The organism is Acinetobacter sp. YH12041, from assembly GCF_013419975.1.
In the GTDB taxonomy this organism is placed as follows: domain Bacteria; phylum Pseudomonadota; class Gammaproteobacteria; order Pseudomonadales; family Moraxellaceae; genus Acinetobacter.
Genome location: NZ_VOZC01000001.1, coordinates 237987 through 258526 on the forward strand (window position 1 = coordinate 237987; position 20540 = coordinate 258526).

The 20540-nt window shown below is 41.8% G+C and carries 18 protein-coding genes; 4 read left to right on the forward strand and 14 right to left on the reverse strand.

The genetic code is table 11. The features are described from left to right. Positions 1–130 precede the first annotated feature (130 nt). Together htpG and FTU00_RS01165 are read left to right on the forward strand one after the other, a co-directional pair. Positions 131–2050 carry a molecular chaperone HtpG gene (htpG, locus tag FTU00_RS01160; protein ID WP_005232515.1) on the forward strand — a complete coding sequence of 640 codons (1920 nt, stop codon included), beginning with the start codon at positions 131–133 and terminating at the stop codon, positions 2048–2050. 198 nt (positions 2051–2248) lie between these two features. Beyond that, positions 2249–2521: a hypothetical protein gene (locus FTU00_RS01165; protein WP_159123438.1), complete on the forward strand. Its 273-nt coding sequence runs from the start codon at positions 2249–2251 to the stop codon at positions 2519–2521. Between the two features lie 70 nt (positions 2522–2591). On the opposite strand, the gene FTU00_RS01170 is transcribed toward FTU00_RS01165, so the two are convergent. The 4 genes from FTU00_RS01170 to FTU00_RS01185 form a co-directional block, all read right to left on the reverse strand. After that, a complete protein-coding gene (locus FTU00_RS01170) occupies positions 2592–3725 on the reverse strand; it encodes a hypothetical protein (protein WP_180025231.1) in 1134 nt (377 codons plus the stop codon). A gap of 94 nt (positions 3726–3819) precedes the next feature. Continuing rightward, positions 3820–5238, reverse strand: a complete 1419-nt coding sequence (locus tag FTU00_RS01175; RefSeq protein WP_180178922.1) for a hypothetical protein — start codon at positions 5236–5238, stop codon at positions 3820–3822. 9 nt (positions 5239–5247) lie between these two features. Further along, on the reverse strand, positions 5248–5427 hold the full coding sequence (locus tag FTU00_RS01180; RefSeq protein WP_004781696.1) for a hypothetical protein: 180 nt from the start codon (positions 5425–5427) through the stop codon (positions 5248–5250). 256 nt (positions 5428–5683) lie between these two features. Continuing rightward, positions 5684–5851 (reverse strand): hypothetical protein, encoded by a 168-nt coding sequence (locus FTU00_RS01185; protein ID WP_004781698.1) that lies wholly within the window; start codon positions 5849–5851, stop codon positions 5684–5686. A gap of 417 nt (positions 5852–6268) precedes the next feature. Here FTU00_RS01185 and FTU00_RS01190 point away from each other — a divergent pair, with 417 nt between their 5' ends. After that, positions 6269–6469, forward strand: coding sequence for a dodecin family protein (locus FTU00_RS01190; protein ID WP_179991974.1), 201 nt, complete (start codon positions 6269–6271; stop codon positions 6467–6469). A gap of 56 nt (positions 6470–6525) precedes the next feature. On the opposite strand, the gene FTU00_RS01195 is transcribed toward FTU00_RS01190, so the two are convergent. From FTU00_RS01195 to ompR, 4 genes are all read right to left on the reverse strand, one after another. After that, positions 6526–7221, reverse strand: a complete 696-nt coding sequence (locus tag FTU00_RS01195; RefSeq protein WP_179991975.1) for a DsbA family oxidoreductase — start codon at positions 7219–7221, stop codon at positions 6526–6528. Positions 7222–7429: 208 nt separating this feature from the next. After that, positions 7430–8947: an acetyl-CoA hydrolase/transferase family protein gene (locus FTU00_RS01200; protein WP_180178923.1), complete on the reverse strand. Its 1518-nt coding sequence runs from the start codon at positions 8945–8947 to the stop codon at positions 7430–7432. 205 nt (positions 8948–9152) lie between these two features. Continuing rightward, on the reverse strand, positions 9153–10613 hold the full coding sequence (locus FTU00_RS01205; RefSeq protein ID WP_180178924.1) for an ATP-binding protein: 1461 nt from the start codon (positions 10611–10613) through the stop codon (positions 9153–9155). A gap of 310 nt (positions 10614–10923) precedes the next feature. Beyond that, a complete protein-coding gene (gene ompR / locus FTU00_RS01210) occupies positions 10924–11688 on the reverse strand; it encodes a two-component system response regulator OmpR (protein WP_004781707.1) in 765 nt (254 codons plus the stop codon). A gap of 336 nt (positions 11689–12024) precedes the next feature. Here ompR and FTU00_RS01215 point away from each other — a divergent pair, with 336 nt between their 5' ends. Then, positions 12025–14376 carry a Tex family protein gene (locus FTU00_RS01215; RefSeq protein ID WP_180178925.1) on the forward strand — a complete coding sequence of 784 codons (2352 nt, stop codon included), beginning with the start codon at positions 12025–12027 and terminating at the stop codon, positions 14374–14376. A 47-nt stretch (positions 14377–14423) separates the two neighbouring features. Here the strand turns inward: FTU00_RS01215 and FTU00_RS01220 are convergent, their stop codons facing one another. From FTU00_RS01220 to FTU00_RS01245, 6 genes are all read right to left on the reverse strand, one after another. Further along, positions 14424–15476 carry an RES family NAD+ phosphorylase gene (locus FTU00_RS01220; RefSeq protein WP_180178926.1) on the reverse strand — a complete coding sequence of 351 codons (1053 nt, stop codon included), beginning with the start codon at positions 15474–15476 and terminating at the stop codon, positions 14424–14426. Continuing rightward, positions 15473–16387: a sce7725 family protein gene (locus FTU00_RS01225; RefSeq protein ID WP_180178927.1), complete on the reverse strand. Its 915-nt coding sequence runs from the start codon at positions 16385–16387 to the stop codon at positions 15473–15475. Before FTU00_RS01225 ends, FTU00_RS01220 begins: the two co-directional genes overlap by 4 nt. Then, positions 16353–17222, reverse strand: a complete 870-nt coding sequence (locus FTU00_RS01230) for a sce7726 family protein (protein ID WP_180178928.1) — start codon at positions 17220–17222, stop codon at positions 16353–16355. Before FTU00_RS01230 ends, FTU00_RS01225 begins: the two co-directional genes overlap by 35 nt. Before the next feature lie 73 nt (positions 17223–17295). Continuing rightward, positions 17296–17613, reverse strand: coding sequence for a hypothetical protein (locus FTU00_RS01235; protein WP_180178929.1), 318 nt, complete (start codon positions 17611–17613; stop codon positions 17296–17298). Between the two features lie 61 nt (positions 17614–17674). After that, positions 17675–18751 (reverse strand): patatin-like phospholipase family protein, encoded by a 1077-nt coding sequence (locus FTU00_RS01240; protein ID WP_166134788.1) that lies wholly within the window; start codon positions 18749–18751, stop codon positions 17675–17677. A gap of 158 nt (positions 18752–18909) precedes the next feature. Continuing rightward, positions 18910–20529, reverse strand: a complete 1620-nt coding sequence (locus FTU00_RS01245; RefSeq protein WP_159123429.1) for an AarF/ABC1/UbiB kinase family protein — start codon at positions 20527–20529, stop codon at positions 18910–18912. Positions 20530–20540 lie beyond the last annotated feature (11 nt).

Consider the following 20540-nt stretch of genomic DNA (forward strand, 5'->3'; position numbering starts at 1 on the left):
CTGATAAAAATGAAAGCCATAAAAATATTTTTTGCGAAAAAATTATTTTGAGGCTATTGAAAATTATTGAACTCACTCCATTCATATAGGCAGCAGTTAACATCTGTATCTAAAATAATAGGAGTGATTCATGAGCGATTTAAGCGTACAAAAACACAGTTTCCAGGCTGAGGTAGCGCAGTTACTGCACCTCGTGACCCATTCGCTTTATTCAAATCCTGAAATTTTCCTGCGTGAATTAATTTCTAATGCTTCAGATGCGTGTGACAAATTACGTTTTGAAGGGATCAACCATCCTGAATATTATGAAAATGATCCTGACCTTCGCGTTCGTGTCAGCCTCGATCCAGAAAATAAAACTATTACCATTTCAGATAACGGGATCGGTTTAAGTCAGCAAGAAGCCATTGAAAATCTGGGGACGATTGCCAAATCAGGGACCAAAGACTTTATGTCAAAACTGACGGGTGATCAGAAAGCTGATGCGCAGCTGATTGGCCAGTTTGGTGTCGGTTTCTACTCAGGCTTTATTGTGGCTGATAAGATTACTGTAGAATCACGTCGTGCCGGTACGGATACCTCAGAAGGGGTGCGCTGGATCAGTGGCGGTACTGGTGAATTCGAAGTTGAACAGATCACTAAAGAAGGTCGTGGTACCGATATTATCCTGCATCTGCGTGAAGATGCACTGGATTATCTGCAAAGCTATAAAGTCAAACAGATCATCAATAAATACTCAGATCACATCAGCCTGCCAATCCAGATGCAAAAAGAAGTCTGGCAGGAAGAAGAAGCTGCTGAAGGTGAAACACCAAAAGGCGGTCAATATGTGAAGACCGATGAGTGGGAAGCGATTAACTCGGCCAGCGCACTGTGGACTCGGAATAAATCTGAGATTACTGAAGAGCAATATACCGAATTCTATAAAAACCTAACCCATGATTTTGCTGCACCATTGGCTTGGGCGCATAATCGTGTTGAAGGTAGTACTGAATATACCCAACTGCTTTATATCCCAAGCAAAGCACCACAGGATATTTTCACTCGTGAAGCCAAGGCCGGCATCAAGCTCTATGTGAAACGTGTCTTCATTATGGATGATGCGGATAACCTGATTCCAAACTATCTGCGCTTTGTACAGGGCGTGGTGGACAGTGCTGATCTGCCATTAAACGTGAGTCGTGAATTGCTGCAGGAAAGCCGTGATGTGAAAACCATCCGTGAAGGCAATACCCGCCGTATTCTGACCACTTTGGATAATCTGGCAAAATCTGAAGATGAAAAAGATCAGGAAAACTTCAAAACTTTCTACCGCGAATTTGGTGCGGTGCTGAAAGAAGGTTTAGGTGAAGATTTCGGTAACCGCGAACGTATCTTGAAACTGCTGCGCTATGCAACTTCGACCAATGATGAGGTGAGCACTTCATTGGCAGACTATAAAGCACGCATGAAAGAAGGCCAGAAAGCGATTTACTACATTACCGCTGAAAGCCTGAATGCTGCGAAAAACTCACCGCAACTGGAAGTATTCAAGAAAAAAGGCATTGAAGTATTGCTGATGTCAGAACGCGTCGATGAATGGGCAATGAACTTCGTGCATGAGTTTGATGGTACCCCATTGCAAAACGTATCTAAGGGTGCAGTCGACCTAGGTGATCTGCAAGATGCAGAAGAGAAAAAAGCACTGGAAGCTGCTGCTGAACAGTTCAAACCTGTGGTTGAAAAGCTGACAGATTCTTTGAAAGACAAAACCAAAGAAGTACGTGTAACGACTCGTCTGGTTGATTCACCAGCCTGTCTGGTCACAGGGGAAGGGGAGCTTTCTCCACAACTGATCCGTATGCTGAAAGATGCAGGTCAGCCTGTACCGGATGTGAAGCCGATTCTGGAGATTAACCCGGAACATCCATTGGTGAAAAAACTGGAAGGTTCTGCCCAGTTTGATGATCTGGCCAATGTGATCTTTGATCAGGCAATGATTGCAGAAGGTGGTCTACCAGAAAATCCGGCTGAGTATGTAAAACGTATTAACAGTCTATTGTTGGGTTAATTTTTATATTTCAAAAATCCCTCTACGGAGGGATTTTTTATGTTCTGAAATTAGCTATTAAAACTTTAATTTTCTTTTAATAATTTAAAAAAACGATAGCCAGAATAAAAAAATACCTTTAAGTTTTAAATCTGAAAAATAGATAATATTTTATATATTAATTTATAATATCGATTATTAAGTTTAGAGAATTCTCCCATGAAAAAATCACTGATGATGAGTCTGAGTACAGTCATTCTGATGTCAATGAGCGCAGCCACAATGGCCGATACTGAGTCCAAAAAAGTGACTCGTAGCGATCGTATTAGTTTTCAGGCACCCATGAAAAAAGAAGCGCCAAAAGTAAAACGAATGCAGCGTACCGACCGCGCGGTATGGAATATGCCACAGATGGAACAGCCTTCTTTGCAGCAAAAACGTATGATTCGTAGTGATCGAATTGCCTTTACAACGGTTGAGCACCGCCAATAAAAACTTATTGGATTCAGACATTAAAAAGCCCATATTTTATGGGCTTTTATAGTTTCGGATTTGTTCAAATTTAGAAAATGGCCTCAAGACGTACCATCGCACCCAGATAATGGCTTCGGTCCAGTCGGTCATCATTCAGATAGTTCAGGTCGCCTTGCACAAAGAACCATTCACGTAAGAAAGGCTGTCTCCAGGACACATAAGGTCCCCAGCGATTTAAGCGTAAATCTTTATCATCCAGATAGCCGCCCGTATAGATGCCATAGTTAAAGCGGTTGCCTTGGAAAAATTGATGCTGTCTGAAGGTATAGTTGTCCCAGGTCAAATCGTCTTCCTGCTCATCTGCATAGGTTAAACTTAACTGATTGGAAAAAAAGGCCTCATTGGGACGAGCATGGATCAGTTCCAGGTTGGTCCGCAAATAATTTTCACTCTGCAATCCATAGCGATAAATCTGTTCGGCATGAAAAGAGAAGTCATTCTGCATCGCCCAGTCTTTACTGATTTTGGCCCGTACATAGATATCATCCCCAGAACGTACTCCCAGATCCAGATCGCTATCGAAAGGTAGGCCATTTGAAAATTCTGACCAGCGTAGTGCAAACGAGCTGTTGTTTTCACGGGTACGGCGAATATCCAGATTTTTATCCCGGGCATTGCCAGGATTTTCATTGGTAATTGCGACATTGCTATCCAGTTCGTTATCCAGGCTGTCATCACCAAAGACCAGACTTAACTTTTGTTCCAAGGTTGGAAGCTTGATTTTTCCTCGAATCCTCGGCTTGATTTCATAGTTTTCATATTTGTCCCAGCTATTATCCAGGATGATTCGCAAAGTCGCAGTTGCTGGCTCATCCGGGTTGGTCTGGCCAAACCAGTTATCAATCTTATGTGCGGTGCGGTCTGCCCATTCACGGATTCTTTTCTGCTTTTTGTCAGCCCAAGATTTATCTTCTGTTTCTTCGGTGGTGGGCACCATCGCTTCGTCTGACTGTTCAGGTAAAATCGTAGGCGTGGCATCGATCAAGCGTGGAATCTGATCTAAAATACCTGTACCTGTACCTGTACCTGTACCTGTACCTGTACCTGTAGGCTGTTCTGTTTCTGCAGGTTCTGTAGGAGATGCTTCTGCCCAAACTGGGCTACTACTTAATCCCACGCCAAGTGATAGCAATAAGATTCGAGTAATTTGGTTTATTCGCATGAGTTGATTCTTGCTCTTATCGTATTTTATTTACTGCGCTAGTTTTCTAAAAAATAAGGAAAAAAAGCAAGGATAAACTACATAACTACATCAATTATTTAATGATTTGTGCCTGAATTGCCATATAAAGATCTAAAACCCGTACCGGCTGTGACAATCCTAAAACAATTTGATGAATTTTTTGCCAATTCAAATCCTTATCACGTTTGAGTATTAAATAAGGATAAGCGATTTCCTGATTGGACAATGCCAGGCGACGTTCTCCATGAATCACCCGAATTTTCTGATGTTCCTGTAGCAATAAAATTGGAGTAGAAAAATCAGCGGGCGCTTCCTCAAAAGTAATAAATTTCTTTTGATGAATACACCGAGCCGGAATATAGGCATAGCTTTCCTCAGGCATCCAGACCGTTTCGGCTTGTTGCAGATATATTTCACTGAAAAGATCTATCTGATCAAGACAGGCACCTAAAGCTGCCCATGATATGGATTTTATCTCTATACAACGCCGTCCACGTTGCGTGCCCCAGTGCTGGATACAGGAATTGGCCTGCAAGAGGCTCGGTGCGCCTAAGAGCATCAGATATTTCAGACCTTGCCCTTGCTGATCGGTCTGCATGGAGAGATAAACAGGACGTGCCTGCCAGTGCTCTTCCTCGGCATAATATAGCGCTATTTCCAGATCGGCCGGTTGGGAGACAGTCGGTTGTAATTCTAGGGCACAGAGACGCCGTATAGTCGCTCCAGCATGTTCTAAGGGATGCAGCAGGGCAGAGAATTTACCTAGCTGTATAGATTCAGGAAAATTAATATTTTCATCTATTATCAAAATAGAGGATGAACTATCCGTATTGTCTATTTCTATAGACAGCTCAGCTGTTTCAGCTTCTTCTGTTTCGCTAGTTGCTCTGTCTAAATCAGGTTTAATTGTTTTAGACAATTGAGGTGCAGTGATCTTGGTCTGGATCTGCAAACTGCCCTGATGATAACGCGCGATTTCTAGGGTAAGCGTATTGAATTCGGCATCCTGAACAGATAAAGCCGGAATACTCAGTTGGGGATCGAGAGGAAAATATGCGCCTTGTTGCTGTTGCTGCAAAAGCCAGTGATGGCAATTTGCTAATTCATCCCATTCACTATGTAAAAAATCAGATTGCTCTACAGGACCCAGCCAGATTTGCCAGCCTTGTTGTGGCTGATGCAAAAAGGCCCAGCCTGTTTCTCTATGCGCAGTCAGTGCCTGTTGCAACTGGACAGGATTCTTAAAATAACTGCGATAACAGTGATGAAACTCGGTGCTCGCCGCAAACTGATGTGCTGCCAGCTCAGGCTGGACACGGGATTTAAAACTTAAAATCTGATTTTTAAAAACAGGTTCATCACAGAGATGAAAAATATCCTGGAGTCGTTTTTTGGTTCGGGCGGCTTCATATAAACTGAGGGATTTATGTTCTAGTTGCTGCCCCAATTCATTTAATTCTTTAATTAACTTTGCTTTTTCTAAAGCATTCATTTTAGCTCTCTAGATATATTTGAGTGCTTTATCCAGTGACTTGGCCATGATCATATTGACTGCAAGTTCTACCAGTTTATATTCGGTAGAGTTGGGATCTGGATAACGCTCAGCCATTTCAATCAAAAAATCCACAGAAATTGCCTGCGGAGAAATTTTTCCCTGTATTAATGCTTGAAGCTGGTTCATAACAAGAAAGTCTGAAATCCATAAAAGATCAGGTTCTGATTATAAGCATCTGATTGAAAAAATACTTGATTATTTTGAGTATTTTTTAAGCGAATTTGGTGGTTTTTTTTGAATAAAAAGTGAACGAAATCAAAATAAAATAAAAAATAATGAGGTTTTTAATGCTCTTTAAATAGAAGAACAAGTTAAATTTTCGAAGCCCTGAAATAAAAACAGGCTGAATAATTCAGCCTGCTGGGAGATTTTGCTTAAAGACTTAAGCCGCTTTTTCAGTTTCTGCAGTTGCAGTATCTGTAGCTACAGTTTCAACTGGAGCTTTGCTCACAGGGAAATCTGGAAGATAAACCACTTGAGCCATTTGTGCTGAAGCTTGTAGAGAAAAAGCCATCACAGTTGCTGCGCATAAAAATTTAACAGTTTTCATAACATGACCTTTTGATATCTGGATGTTCAAGAGCTTGAACAAGGAAAAAATTAGTCTTAAATCACGTGAAAAATAATATCAAATGGCAATTAATAAAAAATGATCAAATCGGCAAGAAAAGCAACTAAATTTAGATAAAATACTCTATAAAACAATATATTAGAATATTTGCTCTAGATGGTTTTGGATTGTTTTTTATACATTTTTTAGATGTTTTAGAAGCTTTTAAGCAAACATTTATTTGTTGATTATTTAAAACTAGAGATCCAGATTTAAATTTTTTTTAAAGCAGTAAGGGCAGATCAGTATTTGTTCATTCCCTGTAAGTTTTTGCTATTACTTGTTTGCTAGGAGCTGTAGAGAAATTTAAATCGACTAAGATGAATGCTTCTATCTTCACAGAGTGAGTGTTGAATCATGGCAATTGCAAAAGTGGTAGAAGTCAATTCAAGCAGTAGTAAAAGCTTTGAGGATGCAATTCAAAGTGGCATCGCAAAAGTCACAGAGACGATCAAAAATGTTCAAGGTGCCTGGATCAATGAACAGAAAGTCGTGATTAATGACAATAAAATTACCGAATATCGTGTCAATCTAAAGATCAGTTTTCTGGTTGAATAATTCACATCATTCATAAAAAAATCCCCATCTTAAATGGGGATTTTTTGATTTAGTTTTTACTCAGGCTTTGCCGGAACATCACAAGCATCTGTAGAACACTGATCAGCTGCTGGCTGTTGTTGTGGTTCCTCTAAAGCTTTTTCAAGAACTTGCAAGAAAACTTCCTTCGGCTGAGCACCCGCCAAAGCAATGCGTTGATCAAATACAAAGAACGGAACACCGGTAACTTTGAGCTGGTCATGCGCTACTTCCTGGTCAAACTTAACAAAATCCGCAAATTCATCCGAGTCGAGTAAATCATCTACTTCAACCGGGTTCAGGCCAATACGCGCCGCGACATCTTCCAACGTTTCACGTTCACCAATTGGCAGGCCTTGCGTCATATAGCTGTAGAAAAAAGCTTCCTGAGCTTCATTGCCCAAGCCTTTGCTTTGTGCCAGGTGAATGATGCGATGCGCATTCAAGGTATTGCCAGAGTTGGCACCTTCCCAGTTAAATTCAATGCCTTCCTGTTTGGCCATGGCTGCGATATTGCGCTGCATGTCTTCAACTTCTGCCACTGAACGGCCATATTTTTGTGCCAAACGCTCAGAGTTGGAAACTTCCTGACGGACTGGCGCTTCAGGATCTAGCTGAAAACTATGCCAATGGACTTCAAGTTCAATTCCGCTTTCCTTTGCAGCAGCTTCCAGCCGTTTTTTACCAATATAGCAAAAAGGGCAGACCACATCTGACCAAATATCTACGCGCATGTCATGTCTCTAATCTTTGTCTTGTTAGAAGTATGAGGGTGAAGAACTGGAATTTAAAGCCCTGCATCCAGACTAAGTGCAGTTTTTTAATCATTCAAAATATTTAAGAAGTTAAGCTGATCAGATTCTTATGGATAGATTTGTCTTTGTTTATTTATTATTTTTCCCATAAAAAAACGCCCCGTGGGGCGTTTTCTGAAGCGGTCAATTAAGCAGTTTTGACTGCAGCTTCTACTGCAAGCATATGACCATTTTCTGCAAAGTTAGAGTGCCAAGATAATGCTTCACGAAGCAGGTGAGGTGTATGGCCACCTTTTGCACATGCACGGTCGAAGTAGTCATTCAATGCATCTCGGTACATTGGGTGTGCACAGTTGTCGATGATCGCACGAGCACGTTCACGTGGCGCCAAACCACGAAGATCTGCCAGACCTTGTTCAGTCACTAAGATATCTACATCATGTTCAGCATGGTCAACGTGAGACGCAAATGGTACTACTGAAGAGATGTCGCCACCTTTCGCGATTGATTTAGTCACGAAGATTGCAAGGTGCGCATTACGAGCGAAGTCACCTGAACCACCGATACCGTTCATCATTTTGGTACCACAAACGTGAGTTGAGTTCACGTTACCGTAGATATCGAATTCAAGCGCAGTGTTGATCCCGATAATACCTAAACGGCGTACCAGTTCAGGATGGTTTGAAATTTCCTGTGGACGTAATACCAGTTTGTCTTTGTAGTGCTCAAGGTTGTTAAATACTTTTTCGCCATATTTAGCAGAAAGTGTAATAGAAGAACCTGAAGCAAACTTCATTTTACCGGCATCGATCAATTCAAAGGTACAGTCTTGTAGTACTTCTGAGTACATGATCAAGTCTTCGAAGTTTGAATCTTTCAGACCCGTCAATACGGCGTTTGCAATGGAACCGATCCCTGCTTGAAGAGGGCCAAGGTTTTTCGGTAAACGCTCTTCAGCTACTTCTTTTTCAAAGAAAGCGATCAAGTGGTTAGCAATTGATTGAGTCTCATCATCTGGTGCAGTTACAGTTGATGGAGAGTCATGCAATTCATTGTTGAATACGATACCCACGATTTTTGAAGGATCAATATTGATTGCATGTGTACCGATACGCTCATCCACTTGAGTCAATGGAATTGCTTGACGTGTTGGACGGTAAGTCGGGATGTAGATGTCGTGCAAGCCTTCAAATGCAGGACTTAAATTCGTGTTGATTTCAACAATCACTTTCTCAGCAAAAATTGCAAAACTTGCAGAGTTACCTACAGAAGTTGTTGGAATGATGCCGCCATCTTCAGTGATCGCAACTGCTTCAATCACCGCTACATCAGGTTTTTTTAACTGTTGGTTACGCATCTGTTCAACGGTTTCAGACAAATGCTGATCGATGAACATCACTTCGCCTTTGTTGATCGCTTTACGTAAAGTGCTATCTACCTGGAAGGGTAAACGACGTGCCAATACGCCTGCTTCAGTGAGTTGCTTGTCCAAATCGTTACCGAGTGATGCACCTGTGATCAACGTGATTTTCAGTGGATTTGCTTTTGCGCGTTGTACCAAAGCTAAAGGAACCGCCTTCGCTTCACCAGCGCGAGTAAAGCCACTCATACCCACAGTCATACCATCTTCGATGAATTCAGCAGCTTGTTCAGGGCTGATGACTTTGTTGTGTAGGGAGGCTAAACGGATACGATCTAAAGACATTTCAACTCTCATAAATTCTTAAATAATGATACGGATTGTACCGATCAAAAAATGTATTTTGCATAGGTGTTAGGCTAAGGTCTAATTTTTTAGCTAAATGTAGGTATAATGAAAAATGATGTTTTTTAAATGATTGAATTATTGAAAATTAAAATGAATTGTATAGAAATACTAAAAAGTCGTTTGTTGCTTTTATGATCACTTACTAGAAGTGATCAGTGAGCGTTTGACGAATTTTATCTAAGGTGGTTGGGGCAGCGGGTGCCTCGGAATCTGCTGTTTTCAGGGGTAAGGCGATAATGGCTTCCAGACCGCCTTCAGGCCGATTCTGGATATGCAGCTCACCTGAGTGAATATCTACAATACGTTTGACAATGGCCAGACCCAGACCACTGCCTTGTACGGTACGCGCAGAATTTCCACGAACAAAGGGTTGCATCAGTGCTTCAATCTGGTCTTCTGGAATCCCTTCACCATGATCGGCCACACTGATCATCAGTTTATGGTCCTGCACATAGGCAGCCAGCTCGATCGGTTCCGCACCATAGCGTTTTGAGTTGTTGATCAGATTACCAATCAGACGTTTCAGCGACATGCTGCGTACCTCAACCAGCGGTATCTCTTGAGGTGTAAAGCGAATATCGAGTGGCTTAAACTGCTTGACCAGTTCCTGCAACAGCACATTGACATTGGTTTCTTGCAGCTCTTCATCGGAGCCATCCCGCATATAGGAAATGAACTGATTTAAAATCGCATCCATATCCTCGACGTCATAAATCAGACCTTCCTTGAGGAAGTCTTCATCCGGCATCATTTCTGCACTAAGACGGATACGGGTCAACGGTGTACGCAGGTCATGTGAAATCCCCGCGAGCATAATTCGACGATCACGCTCGGTTTGATCCAAGGTATAAATCATCTGGTTAAAGGCATGATTCACCTGACGGATTTCCAGCGGACCATGATTGGTATCCAGATAAGGGGCGGAACCATTTTTACTATAGCTGTTTGCTGCATTCTGTAGGCGGCGTAAAGGACGGTTCAGCTGACGCACCAAGGTCAGGATAATAATTCCGGCAATGAGTGGCGTACCAAGCAGCCAGCCTAGAATCAGTTCAGGGCTATAGTTGGCATAGGTTTTAAGAGGCTCACGTACCCAGTTGCCATTCATTTCTGGAGTTTGAATCCAGATGCGTGGACTTGGCTTGAACTGGAAATAAACGGTTGCCTGTTCGATTCTTAATTCTTTGGCCAGTTTGGTTTCAATCTGGTTAGTAAAGAATTCGGCAATGACCTTGTCTTTTACATTCGGATATTCAGCCGGATTGGTGACATATTCGATTCCGATCCGGTTTTTGAGCCAGGTATCAATATCGACTTCCTGTTCTTTATGATAAAGACGCAGGTCCGGATTATTGAGAATTTCCAGCTCCATGGCCAGATAACGCGCGTGTTGCTGAATTTCAGGTAAATAAAGCGTACGCCAGAAAAACCAGATTGACATGAACAGGCTGAAACAGACCACAAAGACCACCAGTACAGTGGTTCGCATCGCTGCGGAGCGCGGCTTGATCTTGTCCAGAAAGCGTTCCCAAGGGGTACGTTTTTTTTCTGAGTAACTGACAAAATCGGTAAATTTTTGTGGGTCGATGGGGTCGAGTCTCACTGAGCAATCCTGTGCTATGACTTCAGCAAATTATTATGAGTTGATTAAAAGGCCTTATCACACCGGAGTCAAACCATCTGTAATTTAGATATAGGTTGAAACCTTCGGTTCGACCTACTTTTGTTTTGGCAAAAGTAGGCAAAACCATTTTCATTCGCAAAACTCGTCAAATTGCGGCAAGTAATCAATTTATCGCAGAAACATTAGAGATGAATACCTCCTGCCTCAAACAGTTGCGAATGAATTTGTCACGTAATTCAAAACTAGATTTATAGACGGACGAATATTTTACTTTCTTCTAATAAGAAAATTATTCAGCACCATCTGGAACAAACACATAACCGACACCCCAAACGGTTTGAATATAACGCGCACGGGCAGGGTTTTCTTCAATCAGGCGACGTAAGCGTGATACCTGAACATCAATTGAACGCTCCATCGCACCCCATTCACGGCCACGTGCCAGATTCATCAGTTTGTCACGCGTTAAAGGTTCACGTGGATGCTGAACCAGTGCTTTCAATACCGCAAATTCACCAGTGGTCAGGGTCACTACCTGGCCCTCACGAGTCAGGGTACGTGTCGACAGATCCAGTGACCATGGGCCAAAGGATACCACTTCCATTTGCTGGCTAGGAGCGCCTGGAACTTCACGGACTTGACGACGTAACACTGCACGGATACGTGCCAGCAATTCATTTGGATTAAATGGTTTAGGCAGGTAATCATCTGCACCGGCTTCCAGACCTGCAATACGATCTGAATCGCTGCCACGTGCGGTGAGCATAATGATTGGAATATCAATATTCGACTGGCGTAGGCGACGACAGATGCTGAGGCCGTCTTCTACAGGCAGCATAAAATCGAGCACAATCAGAGAAAACAGTTCCCGCTGTAATAGTCGATCCATCTGGGTAGCATCGTGCGCAGTTTTAACGACGAAGCCTTTATCTTCAAGGAAACGTTGTAACAGGGTACGCAGACGCACATCATCATCGACAACCAGGATGCGCTCGACCCGGTCGGTTTCGGTATGTACAGCATCGGGTTTTTCAGCAGGTACCACTAAACTCATGAGGTGCTCCTTTATTCTTTATTGTCGTCATAAACAAAAAATGAAATATGCTTTGAGTATACGATTCATTACTATTAATTGACTATGCTCTAAAGCATCAAATATTGCAGTTAAAATCAAGACATAGATACCAAATATATACATCTATATGCGAAAAAAATCGCCCCGGAACAAGAATAAAATGCAAAGTTCATGCAAACTTTAGTGGAAAAACTGGAAAACGATCGTATACGGTTATCTGAAGCTTATATAAATTAATAAAAACAATGGTGGATTTTATAGACCTGGTCTTTATAATCATGCCATTTAGTACTTATCCTTGTGGGATCAAACACGATGACTGACTTAGTTCAGCAGTTGGCAAAAGAACTTGCCGTACGTCCAAATCAAGTAGAAGCTGCCATCAAACTGATTGATGAGGGTGCCAGCGTTCCTTTCATTGCACGTTACCGTAAAGAAGTAACGCAGGGCTTAGACGATACGCAACTACGCCAGCTCGATACACGTTTATCGTATTTGCGTGATTTATATGAACGCCGTGAAAAGGTGATCGAATCACTAAAAGAACAAAATAAATTATCTGATGATTTATTGGCACGGGTGAATGCGGCAGAAACTAAAAATGCCCTAGAAGAAATTTACGCACCATACCGTCCAAAACGTACCAGCAAATCGTTTAAAGCCAAAGAAGCCGGTTTAGGTCCGATTGCAGAAAAAATCTTTACTGAAGCCGTGGATCCAGCAGAAGCTTTAGCGGGCTTTAGCCATGAAGATTATCCAGATCAGGAAAGCCAGCTCAATGCGATCCAGCATATCGTGATTGATGACTGGGCGCAGAATATTGCGTTGACCACTGAGCTTAAAGCAATGTTTGCTAAAACTGCCGTGCTGAAAAGTCTGGTCGCTAGCGAAGAGAAAAAAGAAGTTGGTAAAAAATTCCGTGATTACTTCGATTTCTCTGAAAATCTGAACAAGGTACCTTCTCATCGTTTATTGGCAATGCTACGTGGCCGTCAGGAAAATGTACTGGGCCTTAAAGTAGATGGTGAAGATGATGCACCATTGGCACGTATTGAAACTGAATACAACCTGGATACCATTCAGCCGCAATCTCGTCAGGATTTCTTAAAGCAAACTGCGAAACTGTTCTGGCTTGGTAAAGTTCGTCCAACGATCGAACATTCATTATTGACTGAAAAACGTCTGGCTGCTGAAGCTGAAGCAATGCAGGTCTTTGCTGAAAACCTGCGTCATCTACTGCTTTCTGCGCCTGCAGGCGCACGTACGACACTGGGCGTAGATCCTGGTATCCGTACTGGCGTAAAACTGGCAGTGGTGAATGAATCAGGTGATGTATTGGCACATAGCACCATTTACCCATTTGCACCGAAAGATGATAAAGAAGGTTCACTGGCTGAATTGGCACGTCTTTGCCGCGAATTCAATGTTGACCTGATTGCAATCGGTAATGGTACGGCAAGCCGTGAAACTGAAGCGTTAGTTGCTGAAATGATGGCTGCAAATAGCGACCTGAAATTGACTCGTGTTTCTGTTTCAGAAGCGGGTGCTTCTGTTTATTCAGCATCTGAACTGGCTTCTCAGGAATTGCCTCAACTGGATGTATCGATCCGTGGTGCAGTATCAATTGCACGCCGTCTGCAAGATCCATTGGCTGAACTGGTGAAAATCGATCCTAAGTCCATTGGTGTAGGTCAGTACCAGCATGATGTAAACCAGACCGGTCTGGCAAAAACTCTTGAAGCAGTGGTTGAAGACTGTGTGAACTCGGTCGGTGTGGATGTGAATACTGCATCTGCTGCGATTTTGGGTTATATCGCAGGTCTGAACAAATCAATCGCGCAGCAAATCGTGGACTTCCGTAAGGAAAATGGCCGTTTTGACAACCGTCAGGACCTGAAAAAAGTGCCACGTCTAGGTGAACGTACTTTTGAACAGGCAGCGGGTTTCTTGCGTATCCAGCAAGGTTCAGAACCACTAGATGCGTCTGCAGTTCACCCTGAGTCTTATCCACTGGTATCTAAAATTGTTGAAGCGAAAGCAACCACTGTAAAAGATATTATTGGTAATACTGAAATCATTCGTCAAGTGAATGCAGAAGAGTTTGTCGATGATAAATTCGGGCTGCCAACCGTTCAGGACGTTTTGGCTGAACTGGAAAAACCTGGCCGTGACCCGCGTCCAGAATTCCGTACCGCAAAATTCCGTGATGATATTACTGAAGTGGCTCAATTGACTGAAGGCATGCAGCTGGAAGGTGTAGTTACCAATGTGACTAACTTCGGTGCTTTCGTGGATGTTGGTGTACATCAGGACGGTTTGGTACATATTTCTGAACTAGCGAATGAATTTGTGGCTGATCCGCATAAAGTGGTGAAACCAGGTCAAATCGTACAAGTTCGTGTACTGAACGTCGATGTTGAACGTAACCGTGTCAATCTGTCGATGCGTCCTGAAGGTTCGGAAGCACCAGTGAAAGCACCACGTCAACCACGTCGTGACAATGAGCAACGTGGTGAGCGCAAGCCACAAGGCAAACGTCCACAGCATGCGCGTCCGCAAGGTGATCGCCCGCATGGCAAGAAACCTCAAGCGGCTAAACCACAAGAAAATAAAATTGGCGGTTTAGGGGCATTGTTATTGCAAGCAGGGATTAAAGGTTCGAAATAATCTTTAGGCTCTAAAAGAAAAACCTCCCGTATGGGAGGTTTTTTTATTTAGGTAACTTCATGCTGGAAAGAAATATCTCGGATCTTTATAAAAGATATAGGCATTGAAGTGTCACAATGACAATGTGTATCGTCAAATAACACAATATTAAAACCGTCACCATATGAGCTGTTAAAAATAATACCGTCCTTATTACCATGAGTTTTAAAAAACTCGGTAATAAATTGGGTTGGAATATATTCTCGTTGAGAATTGTTTGGTGAAACAGGTAATGAAAGCTCGCTAGCAAAAGTTTCTAATAAACTTACCAATTTTAAAATATCGGTATAATTCATTGATGATAATGATAAAAATGAAATATTTTCCCTAGGGGTTCTGAGATCAATCACATTTAACTCTTGGTCAACGCGGAATTTAGCAATCGAAATAGTGTCTCCATTATTAGGTCTAATTTCTTTGATGCAAATTTTTTCTGTTTCAGCTAAGTAAAGGTATGAAATCCCATAGGGATTAGCGCGTCCCAAAGTTGCTAAAGATTCAGGTGGTTTACCCATATCTTTATGTTCTAACGGCACTGAACTTAATCGACCTCTAAAAAATTGTTCATTTGGATGTAAAGATAAATTTAGTTGTTCTATAAGCTGTTGGAATGTGTTGTATAAATCACTACCACGTAAAAATGCTTCTTGATATATAGTATTTTGTGGGAAAAATCTGTTCTTGTGAAGAATTTCGCTTTTGAATTCAATCCATTGCTCGTGCATTTCCTTAGTGTTTACGGACCTGTAAGATTTATTGAATAGAAAAGGTAAGCTTGTTTGAAATTCTCTTTTAAGAAGATGAATATTAGTTTTTTTACTAAAAACTTTAAAATCAATATCTAAAATATCTATAAATTCAGTTCCAGCATTATCCTCATCAAACATATCTGAAAGGGCTTCAAGTATAGGAGTTATTTCAGTGATTAACTGAGAAACTGAAATAGTTGCTACTCTATTGGTATTACAATAATGACAACGTCCAATATACTGGTGACCATTAATTATCTTTTTTATCGTGTCATCGTGAAAACATTCAACACAGCAAAGAGAGGTACTCATCCATTTACCTCCACGGAGGCAGATAAGAAGCTATTTATAGTTTCAATATGATGCTTTATAGACAGTTTTTTGACTTGCCCTAAGCCTGGAAAATGTTCAATTTTGTGTAAATATTGAAATTCTGTTAGAGAAAAGGTAGGGATGAATGGGATTTGACCAATACCAATATCTTTAATAAGTTTGTCTAGGGCTTCAAGAAATTTAGCCCCTGGGTTAGTTGGTGTGCCATCATTTTCTGAAGAGTAATGTCGAATAAAGAGCTCATCAAATCTTTTTTGATCAATATATGAAATATGGATTGTAACGACATAAGCTGGTCCACCACCTTCACTAAAATCATCACCAGTAATTGTATAGTCTGAAAAACCTACGTTATTTTCTTCTAGATAATAACTATGGAGAGAAGAAAAAGGTGACTCTATAGGGTAGTCTGCGTTTCTAATTTGCTTTCTAAAAAAGTCCTCATAAGAAACCCTATTTTTTATTCTCTTTTTAATATTTGGATTTATATCATTTTGAATAAAATTAATTTTTGAAAAATTGGTGAAATCTAATAGATCTTGATCTATTCCTTTTTGTATAAATAAACCAAAGCTACCGATTTCAAGAAAATCATTATATTTTTCTGTATTTTGATTAATAGAATACAAAACTTGGTATTCAATATTGTCGAATAATTTTAGTGCTTTAAATAAACTGTGAGGATCTGATGCGAAATCACCGACAGTTGGATTAATGATTATGTAAGGTTCTATAGAGTATTCATTAAGACTTTCAATAGTCTTAACTAATGCTTTGATATCCTTTTTAACAGGTTCAATAACAGGCGTAAAGTTTTTAAGCTCCAATTGAGCAAGCTCTCGTAGGGCTAAAAGCTCATTCAGTTTTCCCCTCAAAATTGGATAGTACATCGGTTTGGTTCTCCGAGAATTTTCTTATTAATGCGTTGATTTTATTTTCATCAAACTTGTAGCTAATTAGAGCATTAGTTAAAAAGAAAGGCAAAGAATTAATAGCTTTGGCATTGTTTTTACGAGTTTTCTTTAAAGTTGCTATGAAGGCTTTTCTTACAGCTAAAGGATCGTGAGATTTGACAATTTTTTCACAGAGTTCGTAGAGACGTGTGTTTGGCACATCAATTTTTAATTTATATAATTCTTCTGCAATAGATTGATATTCATTTTTTCTTAGAGATTTCATCATCAATTCGACATCTAATTGATTTGTCTGAATCGGTTCACGAATAACTCTTAACGTATTTTTAGAACTTAGTTCAATCACACCTACTTCTATGGGGGATATATGTAGGACAGATTCAAGCATATATTGTGAACAAACCACGTTTACTTTATCAAAAATTTTGAGATAGGAATCTAACTGATCTTCGAGACGAACCAAGCTATCGTATTCAGTTTTAATCTCATAGCATGTAGAAGATCCATTTAGGAGGACAAGATCCGCTTTATTTGTACCGACTCTAAATTCAGATAAAAGGATCGATGATTCTAATGAGTGTCTCCCTAAGAGTATCTTTTGGGCTATTAAGTTCTTATAGATATATTCATTTCGATAATTTTTGCTTAAATCAATATAAGCTTTATAGTAAAGATCATAGTAGTTATAAGCATGATATTTATAAGATATTTCTTTAATTTTTGATTTTTGAAGAGATGACAAATCTTCACTAGCAATTGCATTAAGGCAATTACTTGTAAATAGTTTGGCAATTTCTCTTTCAGCAATCATATTCATAACTTAAGTTAAGTATCGTTCTATTGTATAAAAAAACCTCCATAAAAGAAGGTTTTTTATTGGAACTTTATGAATTAATAATCGGAACAATCCAGCTGGTAATAATCAATAAAATACCCAGATGTCCCAGTTTACGTGTCACATAAACCAGTTTAGACGGTGGTTGTTCCAGCTGTTTGGCATACTCTTCCATGGTGATGCCTTGTTTGCCTTTACTGGTATATAAAAACACACCCAAATCCAGACAGATCAGAATGGTGCCAATATCTGCCACCAGTTCCATCAGCTCAAATTGCTGGGTATACAGCGACATGCTAACGCTATAAATTAGATAAAGTCCAAAGGCTATACATACATATTGCAGGATCACTAAAAATTTCTGCATAAATCTCAACAGTTCAAAAAATTAAGGCAATTATACAAACAATTCGGACAGGCTGTGCCCATTACAGGCTTTGCATCACATCGGCAAAATTCTGCTTCTCGACCAGTTCCAGAAATTCATCTCCCAGGCGCTGACTTTCAGCAATACATTGCTTCCAGAGCTGAATCCGCTGAGCTTGATCCAAACCTTTCAAAGTGAAGTCTTTACGATCCGGTAAACGACCCAAAGGCAAACTTTGCAAATATTCCTGAGAGGGTGAAATTAGCAAAGTTCGTGCCTGATTTTCCGGGCGTGCCGTGCGTTTAAACAGTTTATCGAACCAGCCGGGAGTAATGCTGTCAGTAAAATGCGGATACAGCACGATGCCTTTGCTCTGGAAAGGCAGGTCAATATGATAGTCAATCAGACCGCCATCGCGATAATAACCTTGCGGTGCATCCGGAATATTATTGACTGCTGCCATCACGCCCGGAATAGAGGCAGAAGCCATCAGCCAGGACAAAACACTTTGCTCAGTCAAGGCGTGATAATGTGTAGTAAATCCATCATCGGCAATTTTAAACTGTTCACCGGTATTCGGCTGGCTAATCACACGTTGCATAAAATGGCGGCTATGTTTACGCGCTACAGCGGTAGTTCCCACAATGCCAGCTACAGAGGCGAGTAGGGGGAGCGCCTTGTCACTCTGGAAAATGTGCTGGGCTTTAATCGACAATACCGTCAGATGATAATCTGGATGATTCACCAGATCGGTTTCTTTGCCTTGTACCAGATCCAGCAGCATGCCACGACAAACGTCACTGACCTCCTTACGGGTCATTTTCTTGTGAAAGTATAGATGGGTATACAAGTCGGCAAGACGTTCAGTGCCTGCTTTGGCTCCCCACGCCGCGACACTGGCAAAACGCCAGCTACCAATGGATGAACCGACTAAGGTTCTACGCTGAGGAGCACGTGGGAAAAACTCGCCAAAAATGGCCTGATCCAGTCCCTGAATACCAATACCTTTGGGTCCACCTGCAGCACCCGGCACAATATCGACCTGTTCGGGTTGCAAACCTTCTTTCAGAATCAGCTCACGAGCCTGATGCCCAGCGCGGATTTTCAGAGCAGGCGCATGTTTTTGTAAAATCTGCATAAAGGTTCAACCCATATTTGACCAATGAGGACATATTTTAAGCATCTGGTCACAGAGCCCAATGGCAAGATGTACCCTAAAGTGACTTTGCAGTCATAGGGGAGGAGAAAAATAAAAAAACCTGAACAATGTCAGGTCTTTTAAGAAGGTTATTTCAGTTATTTTGCAATCCGCCAGACTGCGAGTACGCTTGCCAGTACGATCAAAATCACTGACACAAACCATGGTGAAATGATCGCAATCGAAAGCAGAATGGCCATGATGCTGCCGAAAATCCAGCTACGTTTTTGCTGATGTTCCATTTGCAGGCGCATGCTTTGCAATTCATTGAGCTGCTTGGCATGCCAGGCGGACTGGTTTTTCAGACCGTTCAGGCTGTCGATCATCAGGGTCGGTAAATCCTGCGCGCCCAAAAGCAGATCCGGGATTTTTTGTCCGAGTTCCTTGATATTCTTTTGCGGATTCATCTGGGCTTTGACCCAATCGGTGAGGATCGGTTTAGCCAGACTCCAGATATCCAGCTCAGGATATAAGTCTGTTCCCAGACCTTCCACATGCACGAGTGTTTTCAATAGCAACATCAGTTGTGGCGGGATTTCCAGATGGAAACGACGGGCGATGTCCATGACCTGAATCAGAATCCCGGCAAAATCCAGTTCATGCATCGGCTTGGAGACCATTGGACCCACGGTGCGACGCATTTCGCGTGCTAGCGCGTCCTGATCGGTACCCGGTGGAATCCAGCCGGCCTGATGCACAATCTGAATCAGCTGCATGAAGTCGCTGTTCATGACCGCCAACAGCATACGTGCTACGGTCATCTGGTCATGCTTAGACAGCTCTCCCATAATCGCGCAGTCCAGCGCAATAAAGCGCGGATTGGCCGGATTGATAGTTTCTACAAAGACATTGCCTGGATGCATGTCCGCATGGAAGAAGTTGTCGCGGAAGACCTGAGTAAAGAAGATAGTTAAACCTTTACGTGCCAGATCAGCACGGTCCATACCCAGTTCATCAAAGGTGGCAATATCCGAAATCGGAACACCGGTAATCCGTTCTGCTACCAGCACGTCCTTACTGTCCATATAGACTTCAGGCACATACATCATGCTGGAGCCAGTGAAGTAATGACGCATACGGCGGGTATTGTCCGCTTCCAGAGTCAGGTCCAGCTCATTCAGAATGATCTGGCGATAGTCCTGAATAATTTCAGACAAGTGTAGGGCACGCGCTGCTTCCAGACGCTTTTCCAGAAAATCACCCAGCCAGCTTAGAATCTCAAAATCCTGCAAGATCTGTTGACGAATATTCGGGCGGGTCACTTTGACCACCACTTCACGGCCATCATGCAGGGCTGCAGTATGCACCTGTGCAATCGAGGCGGCTGCCAATGGCTGAACATCAAATCGGGCGAACAGGGTATTTACATCCGCTTTTAAGGATTCCTGAATACGCATCTTGGCGACATCATTATCAAAGGGCTTGACCTGATCCTGTAGCAGGACCAGTTGTTGCAGCACTTCAGGTGGAATCAAGTCACGACGGGTCGAAAGCAACTGACCCAGCTTGATTGCCAGTGGTCCCATTTCTTCCAATGCCAGTTTCAGCTTGAGCGGGTTTTTACGCTCACGGCTGGACCAAGCTGCCGGATGCATACGGATCAAAGATAAAATATGCCGGGCTTTCTCAGGAAGTTCTTCCGCAGGAAACAACGTGTCGAGTCTATAGTGCGCGGCGATGCGCCAAAGTTCGAGTAAACGTGAAACATGCGGAATCATAAAGCGGTGTA